This window comes from Rheinheimera pacifica (assembly GCF_900108485.1).
Lineage (GTDB): Bacteria > Pseudomonadota > Gammaproteobacteria > Enterobacterales > Alteromonadaceae > Alishewanella > Alishewanella pacifica.
The window spans coordinates 29,753-49,815 of record NZ_FNXF01000017.1; the positions used below are offsets into that span (position 1 = coordinate 29,753).

A 20,063-nucleotide genomic window follows, 5' to 3' on the forward strand; every position below is an offset into this window, starting at 1 on the left:
CTCATACTGTGCCGTTATGGTATGTCAAATAGATGACAAAATACTCTGCGCTATTTAATGCGAATACAGATGCAGCAAGACATGATTCCTAGTACCATAGCGCCCCCGTTTTAGCTGATAGGGTACAAGATGAAGTTTGCTCTGGGACAACGCTGGATTAGTGATACAGAATCCGATTTAGGTTTAGGCACCATAGTCGCGCTGGAAGGCCGCAATGTAACATTGCTGTTCCCTGCCAGCGGAGAAACCCGGCTTTATGCCCAGGCCGAAGCGCCATTAACCCGGGTACAATTTAATATCGGCGACGAAGTGGCCAGCGCAGATGGTTTTAAACTGCAAATCAGTGCAATCAAACCGCAGCATGATATCCTGGTATATTGTGGCAGCAGGCTGGATGATGGCAGCTACACAGAACTGCGTGAAACTTTTCTGGATCACTTTATCAGCTTTAATCAGCCACAAGACCGTTTGTTTGCCGGCCAGATTGACCGTTTTGACTGGTTTACCCTGCGTTATCAGGCGTGGCAACAGCTGCATTTACAGCAAAAGAACCCACTACGCGGCTTATCCGGCCCGCGGGTCAGCTTAATTGCGCATCAGTTGCACATTGCCAACGAAGTGGCTCAGCGCCATGCGCCAAGAGTACTGCTGGCCGACGAAGTGGGCCTGGGTAAAACCATTGAAGCCGGTTTTATCATTCATCAGCAAATTATCAGCGGTTTAGCCAGCCGAGTCATGATTGTAGTGCCTGACTCATTGCAACATCAGTGGCTGGTTGAAATGCTGCGCCGCTTTAATCTGCACTTTGCGGTATTTGATCAGGAGCGCTGCGAGCAGTCACTGCTGGATAACCCTAATCCGTTTGATACCGAACAACTGGTGCTATGCAGCCTGGCATTTCTGAAAAACCAGCCACGCTGGCATCAGTTAGCTACACAAAGCCAGTGGGATTTATTAGTGGTTGACGAAGCTCACCACCTGCAATGGCATGAACAGGCACCAAGCGAAGAATACCAGCGTGTCAGCGAACTGGCAGCCAATACTGCAGGGTTAATTCTGCTTACCGCCACCCCGGATCAACTGGGCCATGAAAGCCATTTTGCCCGGCTGAAATTACTCGACCCGGCACGTTTTCATAGCTACAACGCGTTTTTACAGGAAGAACAAAGCTATCAGCATATTGCTGCAGTCGCCAAACCACTGTTAGCACAGCACAACCTGAGCCAGGCCGAAGCCCAGGCGCTGCAACAGGTGCTTAATGAAAGCGACATTACTGCTGAACTGGCCTCGCTAACCGACGCCAGCAGCGATCCAGAGCAACAAACTGTAGCGCGCCAGCAATTACTGGCCCAGTTGCTGGATCGTCACGGCACTGGCCGCATTTTATTTCGTAACAGCCGCGCCAGCGTGAAAGGCTTCCCCAAGCGCCAGGCCAGGCTTTACCCGCTTAGCTTGCCAGAGCAATATCAGAACGCGCTGAAAGTGCATTTCAGCCTGAACCCGGCGTTGACAGACGCCGAGCGCATTAGTGCAAACCTGTTTCCAGAGCAGGTATTTCAGCAGTTAGATGCACAAAGCAACTGGTGGCAGTTTGACCCCAGAGTAGAACAACTGCTGCAGTTACTAAAACAACATAAGCACGATAAATTTTTACTGATTTGTGCCCGGCCGCAAACCGCTATTGCACTGGAAGAAGCCGTGCGGGTGCGTGAAGGCATACGCGCTGCGGTATTTCATGAAGGCATGAGCATACTTGAGCGTGACAAAGCTGCAGCCTATTTTGCCCAGGAAGAATACAGCGCCCAGTTGCTACTGTGCTCAGAAATTGGCAGCGAAGGCCGTAACTTCCAGTTTGCCCATCATCTGGTGCTGTTTGACCTGCCGCTAAATCCGGATTTACTTGAACAGCGCATTGGCCGTCTGGACCGTATCGGCCAGCGTGAAGATATTCAGATCCACTTGCCGTATTTTACCGGCCAGGCTCAGCAGGTACTGCTCGAGTGGTATCAACAAGGGCTGAATGCGCTGGAGCACACCTGCCAAACCGGCCGCACAGTGTTTGAACAATTTGCACCGCAGTTGCTGCCGCTGCTGGCAACGCAACATGCAGACGACAAAGCACTGCAACAGCTTATTGCTCAAACCAGCCAGGTCAATCAACAGTTAAAACAACAGCTGGAACAAGGTCGCGACCAACTGCTGGAAATAAACTCCGGCGGCGGCGCTGCAGCCAAAACACTGGTAACAAAGCTGGCCGCACAGGACAACGATACAGCCCTGCCAATGCTGATGTTTAAAGCCTGGGACATGCTGGGTATTAACCAGGAAGACCGCAGCGACACCAGTATCATTCTTACCCAGTCTGAGCATATGCACTGCTCTAGCTACCCGATGTTAAATGATGACGGTATTACCGTTACCTTTGACCGCGGAACAGCACTGGCCGAAGAAGATATTCAGTTGCTAAGCTGGGATCACCCTATGGTGCGCGGTACGCTGGATATCTTAACCACCGAAGCACATGGCAGCAGCTCAGTGGCAATACTGGCTAATAAAGCCCTGCCGGTTGGTAGTTATTTGCTAGAGTTTATTTTTATTGTTGAAGCCAGCGCCCCTGCTGCTTTACAGCTCAACCGCTATTTACCGGCAACCCCGCTGCGTTTATTGCTGGATAAAAGCGCCAACAACCTGTCGGCTAAAGTCAGCTTTGAGCAGTTAAATAAACAACTGAAACCTGTTGGCCGCCAGACTGGCAGCAAGCTGGCAGGTGCGCTGCAAAGCTTAATTCACCCGTTAATTGCCAATGCTTCTGCGATGGCAGAGCAACAATTAGCAGATATTATGCAAGCTGCTCAACAAAGCGCAGAGCAGGCTTTGAATGAACAACAGCAACGCCTTAATGCCTTACGGCAATATAACCCGTCTGTACGGCAAGATGAAATTGATGCACTGGCACACCAACAACAGCAACTAACACAATACATCGGTAAGGCTCGGCTTAAACTTGATGCCATCCGCCTTATTGTTGTTAGCCACGACTGATTATGTTGCTGGAATACACGCCACCGATGTCGCCTTATCTGGATATTTTGTATCAGGATGAAGCGCTGGTGGTGTTTAACAAGCCCAGCGGCTTGCTGACAGTGCCAGGCAAAGCACCCGAGCACAAAGACAGCCTGGAGTATCGTGCACGGTTAGTCTGGCCCGGTGTGCGCATAGTACACCGGCTAGATATGGCAACCTCAGGCATTGTTGTGATGGCGCTGACAGCCAACAGCCAGCGCGAACTTAACCGTCAGTTTCAACAACGTGAAACTGAAAAGCATTATATTGCGCGCGTTAATGGGCGGGTAGAAGCAGACAGCGGCAGTATAAACCTGCCGTTAATCTGCGACTGGCCGAACCGGCCAAAGCAAAAAGTTTGCTTTGAATATGGTAAGCCATCATTGACACATTATCAGGTATTACAACGTGAGGAACATTATAGCCGGCTAAAGTTAACACCAGTAACCGGCCGCTCGCATCAGTTGCGGGTACACCTGCAGTGGCTGCAACATCCTATTGTTGGCGACAAATTTTATGGTGATGCAAAGGGCAGACTGCAGTTACATGCTGAAAAGCTGATATTAACGCACCCTACTACGGGGCAACGGTTACATTTTATTACTAAAAGCCCTTTTTAATAAGATATTCTTGCATTTATTAACCCACGGTTCAGATAAGTGGTATATCATATGCAAATACAAATAAGATTGTTCGTTAATAGAAATTAATTAACAATCTACAAAAAATCAAAAACCAACGCATAATAACTTAATTGTTAAAAGTGTCAGTGTAGTCTAAGGAGATATGGATGAAACTTAATAAAACTTTTCTGGCTGTAGCAGCAGCTCTACCATTGTTCAGCTTTGCAGCAAATGCAAATACGGTAACAGCAGCTGATCTGAAAGAGCGCGTATTTGGTTCTTTATTCGGCGAGTACTACATGCCGGATACGAAAAAAACTGAATCTCCAGATTGGAATTATATGGAGAAAGATTGGGGTTACGGCGTTGAGTTAGGTTATTACCTGACTGAACAATGGGCCATCCGTGCAGAATATGCCCGCATGGAAATGCAATCAAAACTGGATGGTTCAGATGTTAACGGTAACCGTTATGGTTTAGATGTAATGTATCATCTGCCACAGTTATCTTCTGTTTATCTGGTAGGTGGTTTAAAGCGTTTTGATGCTGCCCAAAATACCACAGCATTTAATGTGGGTTTAGGTTACAAACATTTCTTCAACCAGAATTTTGCTTTATATGCTGAAGCTAACCGCTACCAGGGTATTGACGAGTCTTACGGCGACGCTGGCATCAAGCTGGGTATGACCTATGCCTTTGGCTCTCCTGCTGCCAAAGCTGCGCCAACGCCAGCTCCGGCCCCAGCTGCACCAGTTCAGGCTGCAGTAGTAGATTCTGATGGTGACGGCGTGCCAGATAGTGCAGATAAGTGTGCAAACACCCCTGCAAACCATAAAGTAGATGCAACTGGTTGTAGCATTTTTGAAGAGAAAATGGCTGCTGTTGGTGACGTTGATATCGAAGTTCGCTTCGCGTTCGATTCTGCCGCTATTCCAGCAAACAAAATTTCTGACGTAGAAGGCCTGGGTGCATTTATGCAACGTTTCCCAGAATCAACCGTAGTGATTGAAGGTCACGCATCTAACATCGGTAATCCGACTTACAACATGCGTTTATCTGAGCGTCGCGCTAACTCTGTTGCAGATATTCTGAAGAACAAGTTTAACATTGCTCCTTCACGTATCAAATCTGTGGGTTACGGTGTAACACGTCCACGCGTTGAGGGTAACACCTCTGCAGCTCACGCAGCGAACCAGCGTATTGAAGCTAAAGTAACAGCTACAATTAAAGAGCCAGTACTGCGTTAATTTAAGTTTTTCAGAAAAAAAGCCGCTGTATATCAGCGGCTTTTTTATTTTGTCGTCCGCTTAGTAAAAAACAGGCTGCACCTTGTAAAAAAGCTGTGCTAGCATGTCGCCGTGCGCTGGTGAGGCCACTGTGGTATGACAGCCAGTCTGTCTTGATTGCCTAAAACTGCAACAGGGAAGGAAGTGCTGCTTTTCAGGTCTGGAGTCTGTTATGTCAAATTATTATCGGCCACTTCGTTTGTGGTGCTGTGCCAGTGTGTTCTGCTGTTTTACCGCTTCCGCAGAGCAAGTTCCTGTTATCGTTAACCTGATGGAAAATTCGCACGTCTGCAATTCAGAGACAGAAACTGCCCGTCTGGCAGAAAATGAGCAATTACAGGAAATGGCCCGGGCACTGGTAGAATTTAAAGCTACAAAATTCTGTTTTATTTTGCCCTCAGCAGCCGCTGTGCAGGTATTGGAACAGCACGCGACTTATATAAAGTTCGACTATAAATCGCAAGTTCTTTATACCTTCGCCAAATATGTGCAGGTGCAGACTCAGGCGCTCGCCCAGGAACAAACTTACTAACACCAGCAAAGTTGTTAAAGACTTATCCCGGACAGCCGATAACGGATTATTCGCTGCAAATAAGATCAGGTTATGCCTTACCTACTTGTTGGATTACTGATTGCAATCTTTGGCGCGGCAGCAGACAGCTATGCCAGCGCATTAACCCCCGAGCAAGCCTTAACTGCCGATTTAAACCGGCAGTTACCCGCGTATGAGCAGACAGAACAAACGGTAAATGGCAGTACATTTTTACTGTTGCAACGTGAAAATATGACCAGCTTTACCAAAGGCACTGCCATATTAGTTCCTGACTGGTCACAGCATGCAGCAAGCCCGAAACATATTGATCATTTGCGCCAGCAACTAAATGACTACGGCTGGCATACGCTGGCAATTATGCCTCCCTCCTACCCCGAGCACCCACTTACCGAAGACAGCCTGCAGCAGTATCAGCTAAGCCTGAAGGCCAGAATGGAAGCGGTGCAACGTACTGCAGAGCAACAACCTGGGGTCAGTATAGTTATCGCACAGGGCAGCAGCGCTGCGGTGCTCAATCGCTTATATGCCGACAAGCAACTGCAAGAGCCTGCGGCGTTTATTATGCTGGGTGCCTACCTGCCAGATCAGGAACTCAACCGGCAGTTGGCTAAAGCTTTGGCTTCGCACCAGATCCCGACATTGGATATTAATCATCAATACGATAATGGCTATGTCAGCAGCCAGCTAAAGCTGCGCCAGCAACTGGCGAAAAAACAGCTTAAAGCTATTTATCGCCAACGCCAGATTGTCGGTTCAGGTTACCATTACGATGAACAAGAATGGGTATTGCAGGAAATATATGGCTGGCTTACATCTGTCGGTTTATAGTTTACTGCGGTTTCGTTGTTGTTTGATCAGTTCGTAAGCGGCCTGAATGTCCTGCGTCCTGCGTTTTGCTACTTCCAGCATATCTGCCGGCACACCTTGTGCCATTAACTTATCCGGATGATGCTGCGCCATTAGCTTGCGGTAAGCTTTCTTTAATACAGCATCGCTGGCAGACTCTGCTACATCAAGCACTTTGTAAGCGTCTGCCAGGCTGTGTCTTGTGCTGTTGGCAGGTTGATTACGCCCGGCAAAGCGGCTTTGCGCCTGAAATGCCAGAATCAACGCATCAAGTTGGACACTGCTAAAGTTTAAATGCCCGGCCACTTGTTGCAACAAAGCATATTGCTCTGCTGTCATCTGGCCGTTAACACAAGCCGTGTTGATCTGAATTTCAACAAACAGCTGCAATACGTCGCGGCGGCGTCGGTAAGCCTGATAAAAACTGTTTAACTGCGGCTGCAGAGGAAAACTAACCGCCTTACCGTCACGAAATGCTGCCTGAGCTTCTTTTTGTTGGGCTGCCGTTAAACCAAGCTGGTTCATAAACTGCGTAGCCTGGCTGATATGAGCCGACGTTACCACGCCGGTGGCTTTGGCAACATGGCCCATGGTAGCAAAAGTGGTATAACGAAATAGTGCCTGTTCATCGAGATTGTCATTAAACAAGCCGGTAAAACCGCCGTTTTTCTCAAACTGTTGCTTAAAAGCGCGATCAAACCAATGACCGATAAGTACACCAATCAACAGGCCAGGCAGTTTCAGTAAAGCCAAACCAAACAAGGCCCCGAGAATTTTACCCCACACAATCAAACCCTTTTGCCACAACGCGATTATCGACTGATCGCACTATATCGGATTAGCAGGATTTCTAAAATTGATTTATCATAGCAAGTCCTTTGCACACCTGATAATGTTAACCTTTACGTAAGGCAAGAGTAGCTGCATGAAGCATGGTTTAGCGGTATTTTTTTTCGTTCCGGTTGGTGCTGCCTGCTTTGACAGCCATGCTCAGACTTCGCCAGCGGCTATGTGTTATGCACCAGTTCAGCCTCCTGCAGCCTTTAATCAGCTAAATGCGAAAGACCCGGCAATCCGTATCAGCTCAGACAATGTTAATTTATCTGGTAATCAAACTGCTGAATTCACTGGTAATGTTGAAATAAGTTATCGTGATACGCTGTTAATTGCGCCCAAAGCTAACTTCAGCAGCAGCCAGCAAACTGTGCTGGCTGCTGGCGGTATCGAATACTTTAACAGCGCCATTCAGGTTAGTGGTTCAGAATTCAGTGCCGATCTTATTAATGATAAAGCCAGCCTTAATGATGCCAACTACCGGTTTTTAGAGCAGGCTGGCCGCGGCTATGCCGCGGAGCTTACCGCTACAGAACAACTGCTGACATTAGACAGTGCATTATTCACTACCTGCCCGGTAGACGATAACAGCTGGGCATTGCATGCCAGCGAAATTCGTATTGAAGAAGGTGAAGGCTGGGGCGAAGCCCGCAATGCCGTATTTAAAATTAAAGATATTCCGGTATTTTATCTGCCTTACCTGACATTCCCGGTGAACGAGAACCGCCGCAGTGGCCTGTTGTTGCCAAAAATCAGCAACTCGCAACGTTTAGGCCTGGATCTTGAGCAGCCTTATTATCTCAATCTGGCAGAAAACTATGATATGACGCTGACCCCACGCTATATGAGTAAGCGCGGCGCTCAGCTTAAATCAGAGTTTCGTTACCTGACAGAGCAACACCGCGGCAATTTACAGCTGGAGTATATGCATTCTGACAATGACAAACCTTCAGATTTTGGCAGCCGGTATCTGGGCCACATCAGCCATTTAAGCGACTTTACCTCTGAGATCAGAGGTTACATCGACTTTACCGATGTTAGCGACGATGCCTATTTAACCGAATTGGGTTCAGACTACAGCAACCAGAGTGATACCCAATTATTGCGTCAGGCTGCATTAAGTTATTACGGTACTCAGGTGCACTCGCACCTGAAAGTACAGGGTTTTGAAGTGTTAGGTAACTATAACAATGCTTACAGTACCTTACCCGAGCTTAGCCTGAGTTCGGCTAAACCACACAGCCTACTGCCAAATGTCAATTTTAACTGGCAGGCGCAATACGCCCATTTTGAAAACAGTACAGCGCAAATAAGTAACGCTGATCGTCTGCATATTGAGCCCGGTATTGAAATTCCGTTTATTACACCGGCACTGGAGCTTACCGCTCAAGCCAGTCTGATGTATACCTATTACCAGCAAGACTTTGATGACAGTAGCATCGATCACATCAGCAGCAGTGTCACCCGTACCATACCTAAAGTACGGTTGCATTCACGTATCAACTTTGAGCGCGAATACAACTGGTTTGGCGAACCTGCGCTGCATACCTTTGAACCACAGATCCAGTACCTGTATATCCCTTACCGGGACCAGAGTAATATTGGCCTGTACGACACCACCCGACTGCAGGACGATTACTACGGCTTATTCCGGGAAAACCGCTATTCCGGCCTGGATCGGATTAACGAAGCAAACCAGATTACAGTAGGCTGGACTACCCGTTTCTACGACAATATTGACAACGAGTTATTTCGTTTTAGCCTCGGGCAGATTTTCTTTCTGTCAGATCCCAAGCCACAACCAGACAGAACAGACATCGTTGACGATTTAACCTCAACTGAATCCATGCTGGCTGCCGAGATGATTTGGCACTGGTTCAGTAAGTGGTATTTCAGCACTGCAGCGCAGTACGACATCGACAGCGATCAGTTAATGAAAAGCAATGCTTCACTGGATTACCGCGGCAGTGGTAAAAGCCTGTTTCAGTTGAACCATAGATACAGTCGGGCAGTCTCAGGTCAGGAAATCCAGCAAATGGGCGTGCTGGGCACTATGCCCGTAAGCGATAGCTGGCAACTGGTGGGCACTTACTATCGGGATGTGACAAATAATCGTATGATAGACGCCAGCTTTGGTGTGCAATACGAATCATGCTGTTGGGCCGTGCGTTTGGTTGCCAGACGCCAGGTGCTAACCGATCTTGAACTGCCGGTTGATGCTATTAATGGTACCAGCAGACTCGATAGCAGCATTGGATTACAGTTTGTCCTGAAAGGCTTTGGCGACAGTGCTGGCTTCGGTGTAACCGACATGCTGTCCAACGGTATTTTCAGCTACCGCAAGCCATACTTATTAACTAATTGATGTAGGAATTTATGAAGCTATCACAACTTATCTGTACCGCCTTATTATGCGGTTTCAGCTGCAGCAGCATTGCTGCTGAGCGTGAAATAGACCGGGTAGCTGTTATTGTTGATAACAGCGTGGTGCTGGAAAGTGACATTACAGATATCGTTGAACGGGTAAAACGTAATGCTGCCAGTCAGGGCCAAACCTTACCGTCTGATGCTGCGTTACGCACCCAGGCATCAGAGCGTTTAATCATGACCAACCTGCAATTGCAGATGGCGCAGCGCATGGGTTTGCAGATAAGCGATGCCCAGCTGGATGACACCATTAGAAACATAGCGCAAAGCGAGAACCTGTCGCTTGATGCTTTTCGCCAGCAGGTAATTGCAGAAGAAGGTAACTACGAGCGCTTTCGCGAGCGTTTGCGTGAAGAAATGATTACCGGAGAAGTGGTCAGAGCCAACGTACAGCGCCGGGTTTATATCAGCCCACAGGAAGTAGACAGCCTGCTTAAACTGATGGAAGAGCAAGGCGCTAGCAACGAGCAGTATAATTTAGGTCATATCCTGATCTCTATTCCAAGTCAGGCCACATCTGACGATATTAACGACGCTAAAGAGCGGGCCGACAAAGTGATGGAACTGCTGCGCAGCGGCAGTGATTTCAAACGCATTGCTATTGCTTCCTCATCAGGCTCCAATGCCCTTGAAGGGGGTGATTTAGGCTGGATGAATATTAATGAAATGCCTACTTTATTCTCAGAAGCTATTCGTGGCCGCAAAAAGACCGATATCGTTGGCCCGCTGCGCTCTGGTGCAGGCTTTCATATTCTGACTATCTTTGACATACGCGGTGAGAATGTCGCCGAAATTAACGAAGTTAAATCACGCCATATACTGATTAAACCTTCAATTATTCTGAGTGAAGATCGTGCCCGCAGTATGCTGACTGAGTTTGCTGCTAAACTACGTGCTGGCGAAGCCGACTTTGCTGAATTGGCCAAACAACATTCTGAAGATCCGGGCTCTAAATTAAACGGCGGCGATCTGGGCTGGAGCGAGCCAGACATTTTTGTACCGGCATTTCGCGATACGTTAAACCGTTTACAGGTTAATGAAATCAGTGAACCATTCAGAACCGAACACGGCTGGCATATTGCGCAGGTACTGGAAAAACGCACAGTCGACGCCACTGCAGATAAAAAACGCCAGCAGGTATACCGGATGATTTTCAACCGCCGCTATAACGAAGAGTCGGCTAACTTTTTGCGCGAGCTGCGCGCTGATGCTCATATTGAAGTAAGGTCAGAGGGCTGATGACACTGCGAATTGGCATTACACCGGGTGAACCGGCAGGCATAGGGCCAGATTTAGTTATAACCCTTGCCCAGCAGGCGTGGCCGGTAGAACTGGTTGTGTGTGCCAATGCAGCATTGTTAACCGAACGCGCAGCCCAGCTCGGGCTGGCGCTGAACCTTATCCCCTACGACGCCTCAGCAATACCCAGACCACAACAGGCCGGCACACTGACAGTTGCAGACTTTGCACTGGCAGAGCCGGTTCTCGCTGGCACGCTTAATGTTGCCAACGGCCGTTATGTGGTCGATACACTGACCTTCGCCGGCGAGAAATGCATTAACAGTGAATTTGCCGCTATTGTGACCGGCCCGGTGCATAAAGGCATTATTAATCAGGCTGGCATTCCTTTTAGCGGCCATACTGAATTCTTTGCTTTGCAATCCAATACCCCTTATGTGGTCATGATGCTGGCAACAGAAGGCCTGCGCGTGGCTCTGGCGACCACACATATTCCGTTAGCCTATGTGGCAAAAGCCATTACCAGAGAACGTTTACTGCAAGTTCTGACGATACTGCATCAGGATTTACAGCAAAAATTTGCTATCGCGGCGCCCAGAATTTACGTGTGTGGCCTGAATCCCCACGCCGGAGAAGATGGCCACCTTGGCAGAGAAGAGCTGGATATTATTATCCCCACCCTGAATGAACTGCGAGCCCAGGGCATGCAGCTGATTGGACCGCTACCGGCAGATACATTGTTTCAGAGCAAATATCTGGATCATGCCGATGCCGTGCTGGCGATGTACCATGATCAGGGCTTACCGGTACTCAAACATATGGGCTTTGGCCGTTCTGTGAATATCAGCCTGGGTTTGCCCCTAATCCGAACCTCGGTTGATCACGGTACCGCACTGGATTTAGCCGGCACCGGCAAAGCAGATGCCGGCAGTTTATTTCACGCAGTTAATCAGGCTATTACACTGGCCACTAAAACGACGACTCTACATGACTGATAATGTACATTTAGGCCACCGCGCCCGTAAACGCTTTGGCCAGAACTTCCTGCATGACCCTCAGGTAATAGGCCGTATTGTTAAAGCAATAGCACCTAAACCAAACGATCTGCTGGTTGAGATTGGCCCGGGTCTGGGTGCGCTGACAGAACCCGTCGCCGAAGCGGCAGGTCACCTGACCGTTATCGAACTGGACAGAGACTTAGCCGAACGTCTGGTACAACACCCAACGCTGGCTGATAAGCTGACAGTACACCAGGCCGATGCAATGAAATTTGATTTCACCGCCTTGGTACAAGAAGGTAAGAAACTGAAAATCTTTGGTAACTTACCCTATAACATCTCTACGCCGTTGTTATTTCATCTGTTTCAATATGCAGACTTTATTGAAAACATGCATTTTATGCTGCAAAAAGAAGTTGTGCAGCGTATGACAGCCATTCACGGTAGTAAGGCATTTGGCCGTTTAAGCGTCATGACACAGTACTACTGTGAAGCCATGCCAGTAGTAGAAGTAGGGCCAGGCGCCTTTAAACCAGCGCCCAAAGTCGATTCTGCCGTTGTACGCTTACTGCCCCGTGCTGTAGCTGAACGCGCAGCAGTACCCGCTGATGTGCTAAACCGGGTTTGTCTGGAAGCATTTAACCAGCGGCGCAAAACAATTCGTAATTGCTTTAGTAACTTTGCCAGCGCGGAGCAATTAGAACAGTTAGGGCTTAATCCCGGCCTACGGCCAGAACAACTTGCAGTGGCCGACTTTGTCCGTGTAGCCCAGTGGCTGCAACAGCAGGAATCAGCAGTATGACATCACATTTTAACGTGCCGGTAGAAGTTGAAACCTACTACATTGCTGCGCAATCAGATCCAGCCGCTGAGCGTTATGTGTTCGCTTATACTATTACTATCCGCAATCATAGTAGTGAGCCAATACAACTGTTAAGGCGTTACTGGTTAATCAGCGATGCCAACGGCAAACAAACCGAAGTTGAAGGTGAAGGTGTTATCGGTGAGCAGCCTCATCTGGCCCCCGGCGGCAGTTATCGTTATACCAGTGGTGCGGTACTGGAAACTCCGGTTGGTACTATGCAAGGCCACTATGAAATGATAACCACGCAGCAGGAACGCTTTCACGCCGCTATTCCGCTGTTTCGTCTGGCTATGCCAAATATTCTTAACTAATGGCCACCTACGTTATTGGTGATTTGCAAGGCTGTTATGACGCTTTGCAGCGTTTGCTTGAACATGTCAATTACAACCCGCAACAGGATCAGCTCTGGTTTTGCGGCGATCTGATCGCCAGAGGCCCGCAGTCACTGGAGTGCCTTACTTTTGTTAAAGGGTTGGGCGACAAAGCCGTTACAGTACTTGGCAATCACGATCTGCACTTTATTGCCTGCCATTATGGCCTGAGCACCGTTAAGCAACAGGATAAACTACAGCCATTACTGGATAGCCCGCAGCGGGAAGAACTGGTGCAGTGGTTATGTCAGCAACCGCTGCTGCATTTTAGCCCGGACCAACGTTTTATGATGGTTCATGCCGGCCTGGCACCGGAATGGCAACTGGAAGACGCTATTGTTGCCACTACCGCAGTGCAACAGCTACTGCAAAAGGATCCGCTAACGCTATTAAGCAGTATGTACGGCAACAAGCCCGAACGCTACAGCGAGGCAACATCAGACGAACAGCGCTGGCGTTTCACTATTAACAGTTGCACCCGGATGCGGTTTTGCCGTCAGGATGGCTCGCTTGAACTGAAAGAGAAAGGCCACCCAAGGAATCAAACACAACTGGTGCCCTGGTATGAATTCTGGCGCACAAAAACACATCCTGAACTGTTCTTTGGTCACTGGGCAGCATTAAATGGTTATAGTCCGGTAGCAAATATTCATGCACTTGACACTGGTTGTGTCTGGGGTAATGCGTTAACTGCATATTGTATTGATACACAACAACGTTATAGTGTGGCAGGGATTACCCGGAACCTGTATATTTAACGGCGTTGTCCGGAATTGTTAAGCTTTGCTGTCTGGATCAGGCTGCATAAAAAAACAAAAAATGGGAGTTATTATGAAGTTAACCGTAGCATTACGGGTGATTGGTGGGTTTGGCATCATTTCGCTACTCCTGTTAATCATAGGTACAACATCTTATGTAAGTTTGAACAATATCAGTGCATCAACAGCAGAAGTAAACCAGGTTTCCATACCCGCTCTTGAACAAAGTGCGCTAATGCAAAGCGGTTTTGTGGTAATGAGCAAACAAAGCCTGCAGGCGTTCTACGCGACCTCTTTGCAAGACGTTTCTTCTTTACGAAAATTGTTTTCTGAAGAACAACAGCGTTATGCCCAGGCAGCAAAAAACCTGAGCACCGCAGTACAAAATGAAGCGACTCTGAAAAGAGCTGCAGAAACAGTAAATGAAGCCTATAGCAATTTTACCCCTGTCACTACACAGTTATTCCAGCAACTGGAAAATAATTTAACCTTGCGTGACAACATTGACAGCAAACTTGCTGAGCTTGAAACACAAGCAGATGATACAGCATCATTGATTCTGGATTTTACTGACACGCGCGATGTCCAGCGCCGCTTTCCGCGTTCATATCAGGCCGCAACCGGTATTGAAACCGGCATAAACACCTTAATCAGCAATGTGGTAGATTTAAACCGTACTACATCCGACACCACCGCCAATACTATCAGCAATGAAATTGCGTTCCGGTTAAAAGAGCTTAATGATCAATTTGAAACAATCAAAACAGAAACTGCAGGCCAGGTAAGCCTGATTGATGATTTGGCAGAAAAATTTGCTCAAATTAACACTCTGCTGGCAGGTAATAACAGTATTGTAGAGTTAAAAACCCGCCGGCTGCAAAGCACTGCAGATGCAACAGCACTGTTGGCCTCAGCTGAACAACAAACTGCCAGTGCAATGGCCAGCCTTGCTGGCTTATTAACCCAGGCCAGCAAAGCGGCAGAAACGATTCAGCAAGACTCGGCGTCCGGTGTGTCTAATGCTATTACACTGATTTTTATCGTAGTGCTGATCTCTATTATTGTTTCAGTGGTTATTGCAACGGTAACTGTGCGCAGCATTTCTATTCCACTGGCTAAGGTAAATCAGATCCTCGGCGTAGTGGCGTCTGGTGATATGACTCAAAAACTGGATGACAGCGCCAAAGATGAGTTTGGTGAGCTGGCCCGTAACTGCAACAAGGTTATTGCTAACCTGCAACAGCTGATCCAGGGCATTATCTCCCGCTCTACTCAATTGGCAGCAGCATCTGAGCAGACTTCAGCCATTACGGTGCAAACCACCCAAGCCATTCGTGAGCAAAAGTCTCAGGTTACCCAAGCGGCAACAGCTACCACAGAGATGAGCAGCACAGCGCAAGGCGTATTACAAAGCTCTAATGATGCGGTTGCCGAAATTAAGAACGCTGACAATGAAGCTGAACGGGTTAAAGGCATCTCTCTGGAAAATAAAGCTATTATTCTCCAGTTGTCACACGAAGTGGAGCAGGCCTCAGTTGTTATCAACAAATTACACAAAGACAGTGCCTCTATCGGCAGTATATTGGATGTAATACGTGGCATTGCCGAGCAAACTAACCTGTTGGCATTAAATGCGGCTATTGAAGCGGCCCGTGCCGGTGAACAAGGCCGTGGTTTTGCGGTAGTAGCAGACGAAGTTCGCTCGCTGGCCAGTAAGACCCAGGCATCTACCCAGGAAATTCAGGCGATGATCCAGGTACTGCAAAGCGGCGCCCAGGCTGCGGTAGAAGCGATGAACAAAGGTAAAAAACAAGCTGAAAACTGTGTGGCAAAAACTGAGGTGGCCACCAAAGCGCTGGACTCTATCACCCATGCTGTGCATTTAGCGCATGATATGAGCACACAAATCTCTGATGCGGCTAAAGAGCAAAATCAGGTGTCGCATGAGATCAGCAAGCTGTTGGAGTCGATTGTTTCTATTGCAGAGGAAACGGCATCAGGTGCTGAACAAACGTCTGAATCCAGCCATGAAGTAGCAAGACTGGCTGAAGAATTACGTGTTTCTGTAGAGCAGTTCAAAGTCTGATTTCACGGCCCGAAATAAAAAAATCCGCCAGCTGGCGGATTTTTTTATTGGTAGACTAATTTTAGTCGCCTTCACCGGCGCGGCTTTTCAGCACTGCCAGCAAGGGTGAGGCCGCAAAGCCGTTTGCTTCAGCCCAGGCAATATCACCTGATGCGCCAACAGCAGACCCCGGTAACTGTTTAACAATAAACTCGCCAACATCTGCAGCATTGCTTTTAAAAGCGTGCCGGATAAGACTTTCACCGTTACATACCACACCATCGTAAATATTGCGTAAACGCAGACGATAGTCACTAAGAACTTTTCTCAGACGGTTCTTATCGTCAGCTGCCACATAATCACACATAGAAGCAGCTAACTGATCATCTGCTACCGCAACCGGCGATACCAGTGCGGCAACACTTAAAGCAGCACCGCAAAACAACGTTGGTAATAATCTCATTTACTACTCCTTGCTGAACACAACCTGAAGCATCTTAACAATATGCAGCAGCAGGTGCAAATATAGCCAGCAGAAGCTAATTACGTATTAAGGTTATAAAGCGACAATCATATGGATTATTATCGTCTGCAGGCAAGAAGCTTTGCTCGGCTAATTCCCAGCTACCAGCAGCATGATAATCCGGGAAACAGGCATCACCTTCTGTTTCCAATGATATTTCTGTCAGATATAACCGTTGGGCTAACGGCAGACACTGACGGTATATCTCAGCACCGCCAATGACCATGACTTCAGGTTGGTCATGCAATAGCTCAAAAGCTTTCGCTAAGCTATTCACCCATTCTGCACCACGTGGGTCTGTTACTGTTTGCCGGCTCACCACAATATTGCGCCGCCCGGGCAGCACACGGCCGATAGACTCAAAAGTCTTGCGGCCCATTACTACCGGCTTACCCAGTGTCACTGCTTTAAAATGCTTTAAATCTGCCGGCAAATGCCAGGGCATCTGATTATCTTTGCCTATTACACGATTGGCAGCCATCGCTGCCACCATAGAGATGATCATGAGCTTACCTTACTTAACGCTGATAAATAACCTCGACATCATAGTCGTCGTCGTCAAAATCATCATCATCGTCGTCTTCATCAATAACCGGCTGGATATCTGCCGGGCTATCATCCCATTTAAAGCTAACCGGATCAGCAAGCAGCTCAGCAGGTTTATCTACCGGTAACAGCTCAATATAATTCAGAATATCGGCCGCCAGGCGCTCCGTATTGGTGCGGGCAGCCGCAGCAATTTTAAATACCGGCCCGTCCCAGTTTAGCGCAGCGGTAACACTGGCAATGATCTCGTCCAGCTCGTCTTCCATAACCAAGTCCAGCTTATTAAATACCAGCCAGCGTGGTTTGCCTGCCAGCTTTTTGCTGTATTTCGCCAGTTCCTGCACGATGGTTACCGCATTTTCAGCAGGATCTGAGCCATCAGCCGGTAGCACATCAACAACATGCAATAATAAACGGCAACGCTCTAAATGTTTTAAAAACTGAATACCTAAACCTGCACCTTCTGCTGCGCCTTCAATCAAACCTGGAATATCGGCAATAACAAAAGAGCGATGAGATTCAACCCGCACTACGCCAAGGTTGGGTACTAAGGTCGTAAAAGGATAATCAGCCACTTTGGGTTTAGCTGCCGACACCGCACGGATTAACGTCGATTTGCCTGCATTAGGTAAACCGAGCAAGCCTACGTCAGCCAGTAGTAATAACTCCAGCCGCAAATTACGAATTTCGCCGGGCGTGCCATTGGTTTTTTTCCGTGGAGCTCTGTTAGTACTGGTGGCAAAACGCGCGTTACCTAAACCATGCCAACCGCCTTTGGCTACACGTAAACGCTGACCATGACGGGTTAAATCGCCCATGATCTCATCGGTATCCACATCTACTGTGCGCGTACCTACCGGCACCCGCAACTCAAGATCGACACCACGCTTACCGGTACAATTTACACTGCCACCATTTTCACCGCGTTCAGCGCGATGAAATTTTTCAAACTGGTAATCCACTAAAGTATTCAGGTTTTCATCTGCTACCAGGTATACGTCGCCGCCATCGCCGCCGTCGCCACCGTTAGGGCCACCCTTTGATATAAACTTCTCACGTAAAAAACTGATAATACCGTTGCCACCGTCGCCGGCTTCAACTCGAATTATCGCTTCATCTACAAACTTCATCGGGTGCGTCCTGATTAATCAGATTAAAACCAGTTAACAGCTAACTGGCGATAAGTATAACTTAGGTTAAGTACAAGTGTGCCGCTAACATCACATTATGCAGTCTGCTGTACCTTGTTTAATAAAAAACCCCGCACTTAGGCGGGGTTTTTCTGAAGCCTATCAGCTTATTCGCTGACGATGCTTACGAAATTGCGGTTGTACTCGCCTTTCACTTCAAACTTCACTTTACCTTCAGTTAAAGCGAATAAAGTGTGGTCTTTACCGATACCAACGTTAGTGCCCGGGTGGAACTTAGTGCCACGCTGACGTACGATGATGCTACCAGCTAAAACCGTTTCGCCACCGAAGCGCTTAACACCTAAGCGTTTAGCTTCTGAATCGCGACCGTTACGAGTGCTACCTACACCTTTCTTACTTGCCATGTGTCGATACTCCTGTTACGCGCTGATGCTGGTAATTTTCACTTCAGTGAACCACTGGCGGTGGCCCATCTGTTTGCGTGAATGCTTACGACGACGGAATTTAACGATTTTAAGCTTATCGCCACGGCCATGAGTGACCACTTCCGCTACTACTTTACCACCTTCTACTAAAGGTGCACCGATACTGATATCTTCGCCATTAGCGACCATCAACGGTGTAAATTCGATTGTTGCGCCGGTTTCTAAATCTAGTTTTTCTAGACGTAGAGTTTGACCTTCCGTCACACGGTGCTGTTTGCCACCACTTTGGAAAACCGCGTACATAGTTAACTCCGTACAAAGCACGCCATCGCTTGGTTAAGGGGCGTGTTAATTCAATTCACAGGGCGCGAATTGTACGCAATTTCCCCTACCCCCGCAAGTAGTAATATAAAAAAGATCTCTCTGCTGACAAAAGGATCCGGTTTTGCTTTGGGACTGCCCAGCCAATAGTGTAGAATTAGCGACATTCTATGGTTTAAGCAGTTGTTTTTCATGACGCTCGAACAGATCCAGCAGCTAACCTCTGACGATATGGCTGCCGTTAATCAGCATATTTTTTCTCAGCTAAATTCAGATGTCGCCCTGATTAATCAATTAGGCATTTATATCGTTAACAGCGGTGGCAAACGCCTGCGCCCGTTGTTGGCGGTGCTGGCAGCTAAAGCGCTGCATTATCAGGGCACAGCTCATGTCACTGTAGCGGCAATTATAGAATTCATTCACACTTCCACTTTATTACATGATGACGTGGTAGATGAATCCACTTTACGCCGGGGCAAGCAAACCGCCAATGCAGTGTTTGGTAACCAGGCCAGTGTATTAGTGGGTGACTTCCTTTACAGCCGCTCGTTTCAGATGATGGTATCGCTGAACGATATGCGCATCATGAATATTCTGGCCGACGCGACCAATATTATCGCCGAAGGTGAAGTATTACAGCTGATGAATGTAAATGACCCCGACACTACAGAACAAAGCTATATGCAGGTTATTTACTGTAAAACAGCAAAGCTGTTTGAAGCCGCCACCCAATTAGCCGCTATTATTGCTAATCAACCTGAAGCCATAGTGAACAGTATGAAGTTGTACGGTATGCATCTTGGCACCGCTTTCCAACTGATTGATGATGTACTGGACTATCAGGCTGATGCCTCTGAGCTTGGCAAAAATATTGGCGACGATCTTGCTGAAGGCAAACCCACACTGCCGTTAATCCATGCCTTAAAACATGGTACTGCTGCCCAGCAAGCACTGATCCGTGAAGCCATAGTAGAAGGTAATGGTATGGCGCATCTTGAGGCTATTATGGCCGCGCTACATGAAACCAATGCTTTTGAATACACCCGCCAGTTGGCAGAGCAGGAAGCAGAGAAAGCGCGTCAGGCACTGGCGGCTGTACCAGAATCAGAACATAAACAGGCATTGCTGGCGTTAGCCAATATTGCCGTGTCCCGCAACCACTAAGGTTG

19 protein-coding genes are annotated in these 20,063 nt (G+C 47.9%); 13 read left to right on the forward strand and 6 right to left on the reverse strand.

Annotated elements, in window-relative coordinates:
- Positions 1-129: 129 nt before the first annotated feature.
- From rapA to BLW68_RS17325, 5 genes are all read left to right on the forward strand, one after another.
- Positions 130-3,042 carry an RNA polymerase-associated protein RapA gene (gene rapA / locus BLW68_RS17305; protein ID WP_092796054.1) on the forward strand — a complete coding sequence of 971 codons (2,913 nt, stop codon included), beginning with the start codon at positions 130-132 and terminating at the stop codon, positions 3,040-3,042.
- A gap of 2 nt (positions 3,043-3,044) precedes the next feature.
- Entirely contained in the window at positions 3,045-3,683 is a 639-nt protein-coding gene (locus BLW68_RS17310; RefSeq protein ID WP_092796058.1) for an RluA family pseudouridine synthase, read from the forward strand.
- A gap of 170 nt (positions 3,684-3,853) precedes the next feature.
- Complete coding sequence (locus tag BLW68_RS17315; protein WP_092796061.1) at positions 3,854-4,933, forward strand: OmpA family protein; 1,080 nt, start codon at positions 3,854-3,856, stop codon at positions 4,931-4,933.
- Positions 4,934-5,144: 211 nt separating this feature from the next.
- Entirely contained in the window at positions 5,145-5,504 is a 360-nt protein-coding gene (locus BLW68_RS17320; protein WP_092796062.1) for a hypothetical protein, read from the forward strand.
- A gap of 72 nt (positions 5,505-5,576) precedes the next feature.
- Positions 5,577-6,353, forward strand: a complete 777-nt coding sequence (locus tag BLW68_RS17325; RefSeq protein ID WP_092796064.1) for a DUF3530 family protein — start codon at positions 5,577-5,579, stop codon at positions 6,351-6,353.
- Here the strand turns inward: BLW68_RS17325 and djlA are convergent.
- The gene (gene djlA / locus BLW68_RS17330) at positions 6,348-7,157 is read right to left on the reverse strand and encodes a co-chaperone DjlA (RefSeq protein WP_092796066.1); all 810 of its coding nucleotides are present in this window, start codon (positions 7,155-7,157) and stop codon (positions 6,348-6,350) included. The genes BLW68_RS17325 and djlA overlap by 6 nt on opposite strands.
- Before the next feature lie 139 nt (positions 7,158-7,296).
- Between djlA and lptD the strand changes: the two genes are divergently transcribed.
- The 7 genes from lptD to BLW68_RS17365 all read left to right on the forward strand — a co-directional run bounded on the left by lptD (position 7,297) and on the right by BLW68_RS17365 (position 15,949).
- Positions 7,297-9,570, forward strand: a complete 2,274-nt coding sequence (gene lptD, locus BLW68_RS17335) for an LPS assembly protein LptD (RefSeq protein ID WP_092796068.1) — start codon at positions 7,297-7,299, stop codon at positions 9,568-9,570.
- Between the two features lie 11 nt (positions 9,571-9,581).
- Positions 9,582-10,871, forward strand: coding sequence for a peptidylprolyl isomerase SurA (gene surA, locus BLW68_RS17340; RefSeq protein ID WP_092796070.1), 1,290 nt, complete (start codon positions 9,582-9,584; stop codon positions 10,869-10,871).
- Positions 10,871-11,866: a 4-hydroxythreonine-4-phosphate dehydrogenase PdxA gene (gene pdxA, locus BLW68_RS17345; RefSeq protein WP_092796071.1), complete on the forward strand. Its 996-nt coding sequence runs from the start codon at positions 10,871-10,873 to the stop codon at positions 11,864-11,866. Before surA ends, pdxA begins: the two co-directional genes overlap by 1 nt.
- Positions 11,859-12,671 carry a 16S rRNA (adenine(1518)-N(6)/adenine(1519)-N(6))-dimethyltransferase RsmA gene (gene rsmA / locus BLW68_RS17350; RefSeq protein WP_092796073.1) on the forward strand — a complete coding sequence of 271 codons (813 nt, stop codon included), beginning with the start codon at positions 11,859-11,861 and terminating at the stop codon, positions 12,669-12,671. Before pdxA ends, rsmA begins: the two co-directional genes overlap by 8 nt.
- Positions 12,668-13,045, forward strand: a complete 378-nt coding sequence (gene apaG / locus BLW68_RS17355; protein ID WP_092796075.1) for a Co2+/Mg2+ efflux protein ApaG — start codon at positions 12,668-12,670, stop codon at positions 13,043-13,045. Before rsmA ends, apaG begins: the two co-directional genes overlap by 4 nt.
- Complete coding sequence (locus BLW68_RS17360) at positions 13,045-13,863, forward strand: symmetrical bis(5'-nucleosyl)-tetraphosphatase (protein WP_092796077.1); 819 nt, start codon at positions 13,045-13,047, stop codon at positions 13,861-13,863. The genes apaG and BLW68_RS17360 overlap by 1 nt, the downstream gene beginning before the upstream one ends.
- 73 nt (positions 13,864-13,936) lie before the next feature.
- Positions 13,937-15,949, forward strand: coding sequence for a methyl-accepting chemotaxis protein (locus BLW68_RS17365; RefSeq protein WP_092796079.1), 2,013 nt, complete (start codon positions 13,937-13,939; stop codon positions 15,947-15,949).
- Between the two features lie 61 nt (positions 15,950-16,010).
- Here BLW68_RS17365 and BLW68_RS17370 read toward each other — a convergent pair whose 3' ends face one another.
- The 5 genes from BLW68_RS17370 to rplU all read right to left on the reverse strand — a co-directional run bounded on the left by BLW68_RS17370 (position 16,011) and on the right by rplU (position 18,876).
- The gene (locus BLW68_RS17370) at positions 16,011-16,391 is read right to left on the reverse strand and encodes a DUF3718 domain-containing protein (protein ID WP_092796081.1); all 381 of its coding nucleotides are present in this window, start codon (positions 16,389-16,391) and stop codon (positions 16,011-16,013) included.
- Between the two features lie 76 nt (positions 16,392-16,467).
- Positions 16,468-16,956 (reverse strand): type 3 dihydrofolate reductase, encoded by a 489-nt coding sequence (gene folA / locus BLW68_RS17375; RefSeq protein ID WP_092796083.1) that lies wholly within the window; start codon positions 16,954-16,956, stop codon positions 16,468-16,470.
- 13 nt (positions 16,957-16,969) lie between these two features.
- On the reverse strand, positions 16,970-18,127 hold the full coding sequence (cgtA, locus tag BLW68_RS17380; protein WP_092796085.1) for an Obg family GTPase CgtA: 1,158 nt from the start codon (positions 18,125-18,127) through the stop codon (positions 16,970-16,972).
- 167 nt (positions 18,128-18,294) lie between these two features.
- Positions 18,295-18,552: a 50S ribosomal protein L27 gene (gene rpmA / locus BLW68_RS17385; RefSeq protein ID WP_068233853.1), complete on the reverse strand. Its 258-nt coding sequence runs from the start codon at positions 18,550-18,552 to the stop codon at positions 18,295-18,297.
- Positions 18,553-18,567: 15 nt separating this feature from the next.
- Positions 18,568-18,876: a 50S ribosomal protein L21 gene (gene rplU, locus BLW68_RS17390; RefSeq protein ID WP_068233856.1), complete on the reverse strand. Its 309-nt coding sequence runs from the start codon at positions 18,874-18,876 to the stop codon at positions 18,568-18,570.
- Positions 18,877-19,086: 210 nt separating this feature from the next.
- On the opposite strand from rplU, the gene ispB reads away from it, so the two are divergent.
- On the forward strand, positions 19,087-20,058 hold the full coding sequence (ispB, locus tag BLW68_RS17395; protein WP_092796087.1) for an octaprenyl diphosphate synthase: 972 nt from the start codon (positions 19,087-19,089) through the stop codon (positions 20,056-20,058).
- The last annotated feature ends 5 nt before the right edge of the window (positions 20,059-20,063 follow it).

What these genes read in the sequence shown, in the direction of transcription:
- ispB (WP_092796087.1), top strand. Translation starts at nt 19,087, where the DNA reads ATGACGCTCGAACAGATCCAGCAGCTAACCTCTGACGATATGGCTGCC.
- rplU (WP_068233856.1), bottom strand. Translation starts at nt 18,876, where the DNA reads ATGTACGCGGTTTTCCAAAGTGGTGGCAAACAGCACCGTGTGACGGAA.
- lptD (WP_092796068.1), top strand. Translation starts at nt 7,297, where the DNA reads ATGAAGCATGGTTTAGCGGTATTTTTTTTCGTTCCGGTTGGTGCTGCC.
- rapA (WP_092796054.1), top strand. Translation starts at nt 130, where the DNA reads ATGAAGTTTGCTCTGGGACAACGCTGGATTAGTGATACAGAATCCGAT.
- surA (WP_092796070.1), top strand. Translation starts at nt 9,582, where the DNA reads ATGAAGCTATCACAACTTATCTGTACCGCCTTATTATGCGGTTTCAGC.
- pdxA (WP_092796071.1), top strand. Translation starts at nt 10,871, where the DNA reads ATGACACTGCGAATTGGCATTACACCGGGTGAACCGGCAGGCATAGGG.
- folA (WP_092796083.1), bottom strand. Translation starts at nt 16,956, where the DNA reads ATGATCATCTCTATGGTGGCAGCGATGGCTGCCAATCGTGTAATAGGC.
- BLW68_RS17370 (WP_092796081.1), bottom strand. Translation starts at nt 16,391, where the DNA reads ATGAGATTATTACCAACGTTGTTTTGCGGTGCTGCTTTAAGTGTTGCC.
- cgtA (WP_092796085.1), bottom strand. Translation starts at nt 18,127, where the DNA reads ATGAAGTTTGTAGATGAAGCGATAATTCGAGTTGAAGCCGGCGACGGT.
- BLW68_RS17365 (WP_092796079.1), top strand. Translation starts at nt 13,937, where the DNA reads ATGAAGTTAACCGTAGCATTACGGGTGATTGGTGGGTTTGGCATCATT.
- rpmA (WP_068233853.1), bottom strand. Translation starts at nt 18,552, where the DNA reads ATGGCAAGTAAGAAAGGTGTAGGTAGCACTCGTAACGGTCGCGATTCA.
- rsmA (WP_092796073.1), top strand. Translation starts at nt 11,859, where the DNA reads ATGACTGATAATGTACATTTAGGCCACCGCGCCCGTAAACGCTTTGGC.
- BLW68_RS17360 (WP_092796077.1), top strand. Translation starts at nt 13,045, where the DNA reads ATGGCCACCTACGTTATTGGTGATTTGCAAGGCTGTTATGACGCTTTG.
- BLW68_RS17310 (WP_092796058.1), top strand. Translation starts at nt 3,045, where the DNA reads ATGTTGCTGGAATACACGCCACCGATGTCGCCTTATCTGGATATTTTG.
- BLW68_RS17320 (WP_092796062.1), top strand. Translation starts at nt 5,145, where the DNA reads ATGTCAAATTATTATCGGCCACTTCGTTTGTGGTGCTGTGCCAGTGTG.
- BLW68_RS17315 (WP_092796061.1), top strand. Translation starts at nt 3,854, where the DNA reads ATGAAACTTAATAAAACTTTTCTGGCTGTAGCAGCAGCTCTACCATTG.
- apaG (WP_092796075.1), top strand. Translation starts at nt 12,668, where the DNA reads ATGACATCACATTTTAACGTGCCGGTAGAAGTTGAAACCTACTACATT.
- BLW68_RS17325 (WP_092796064.1), top strand. Translation starts at nt 5,577, where the DNA reads ATGCCTTACCTACTTGTTGGATTACTGATTGCAATCTTTGGCGCGGCA.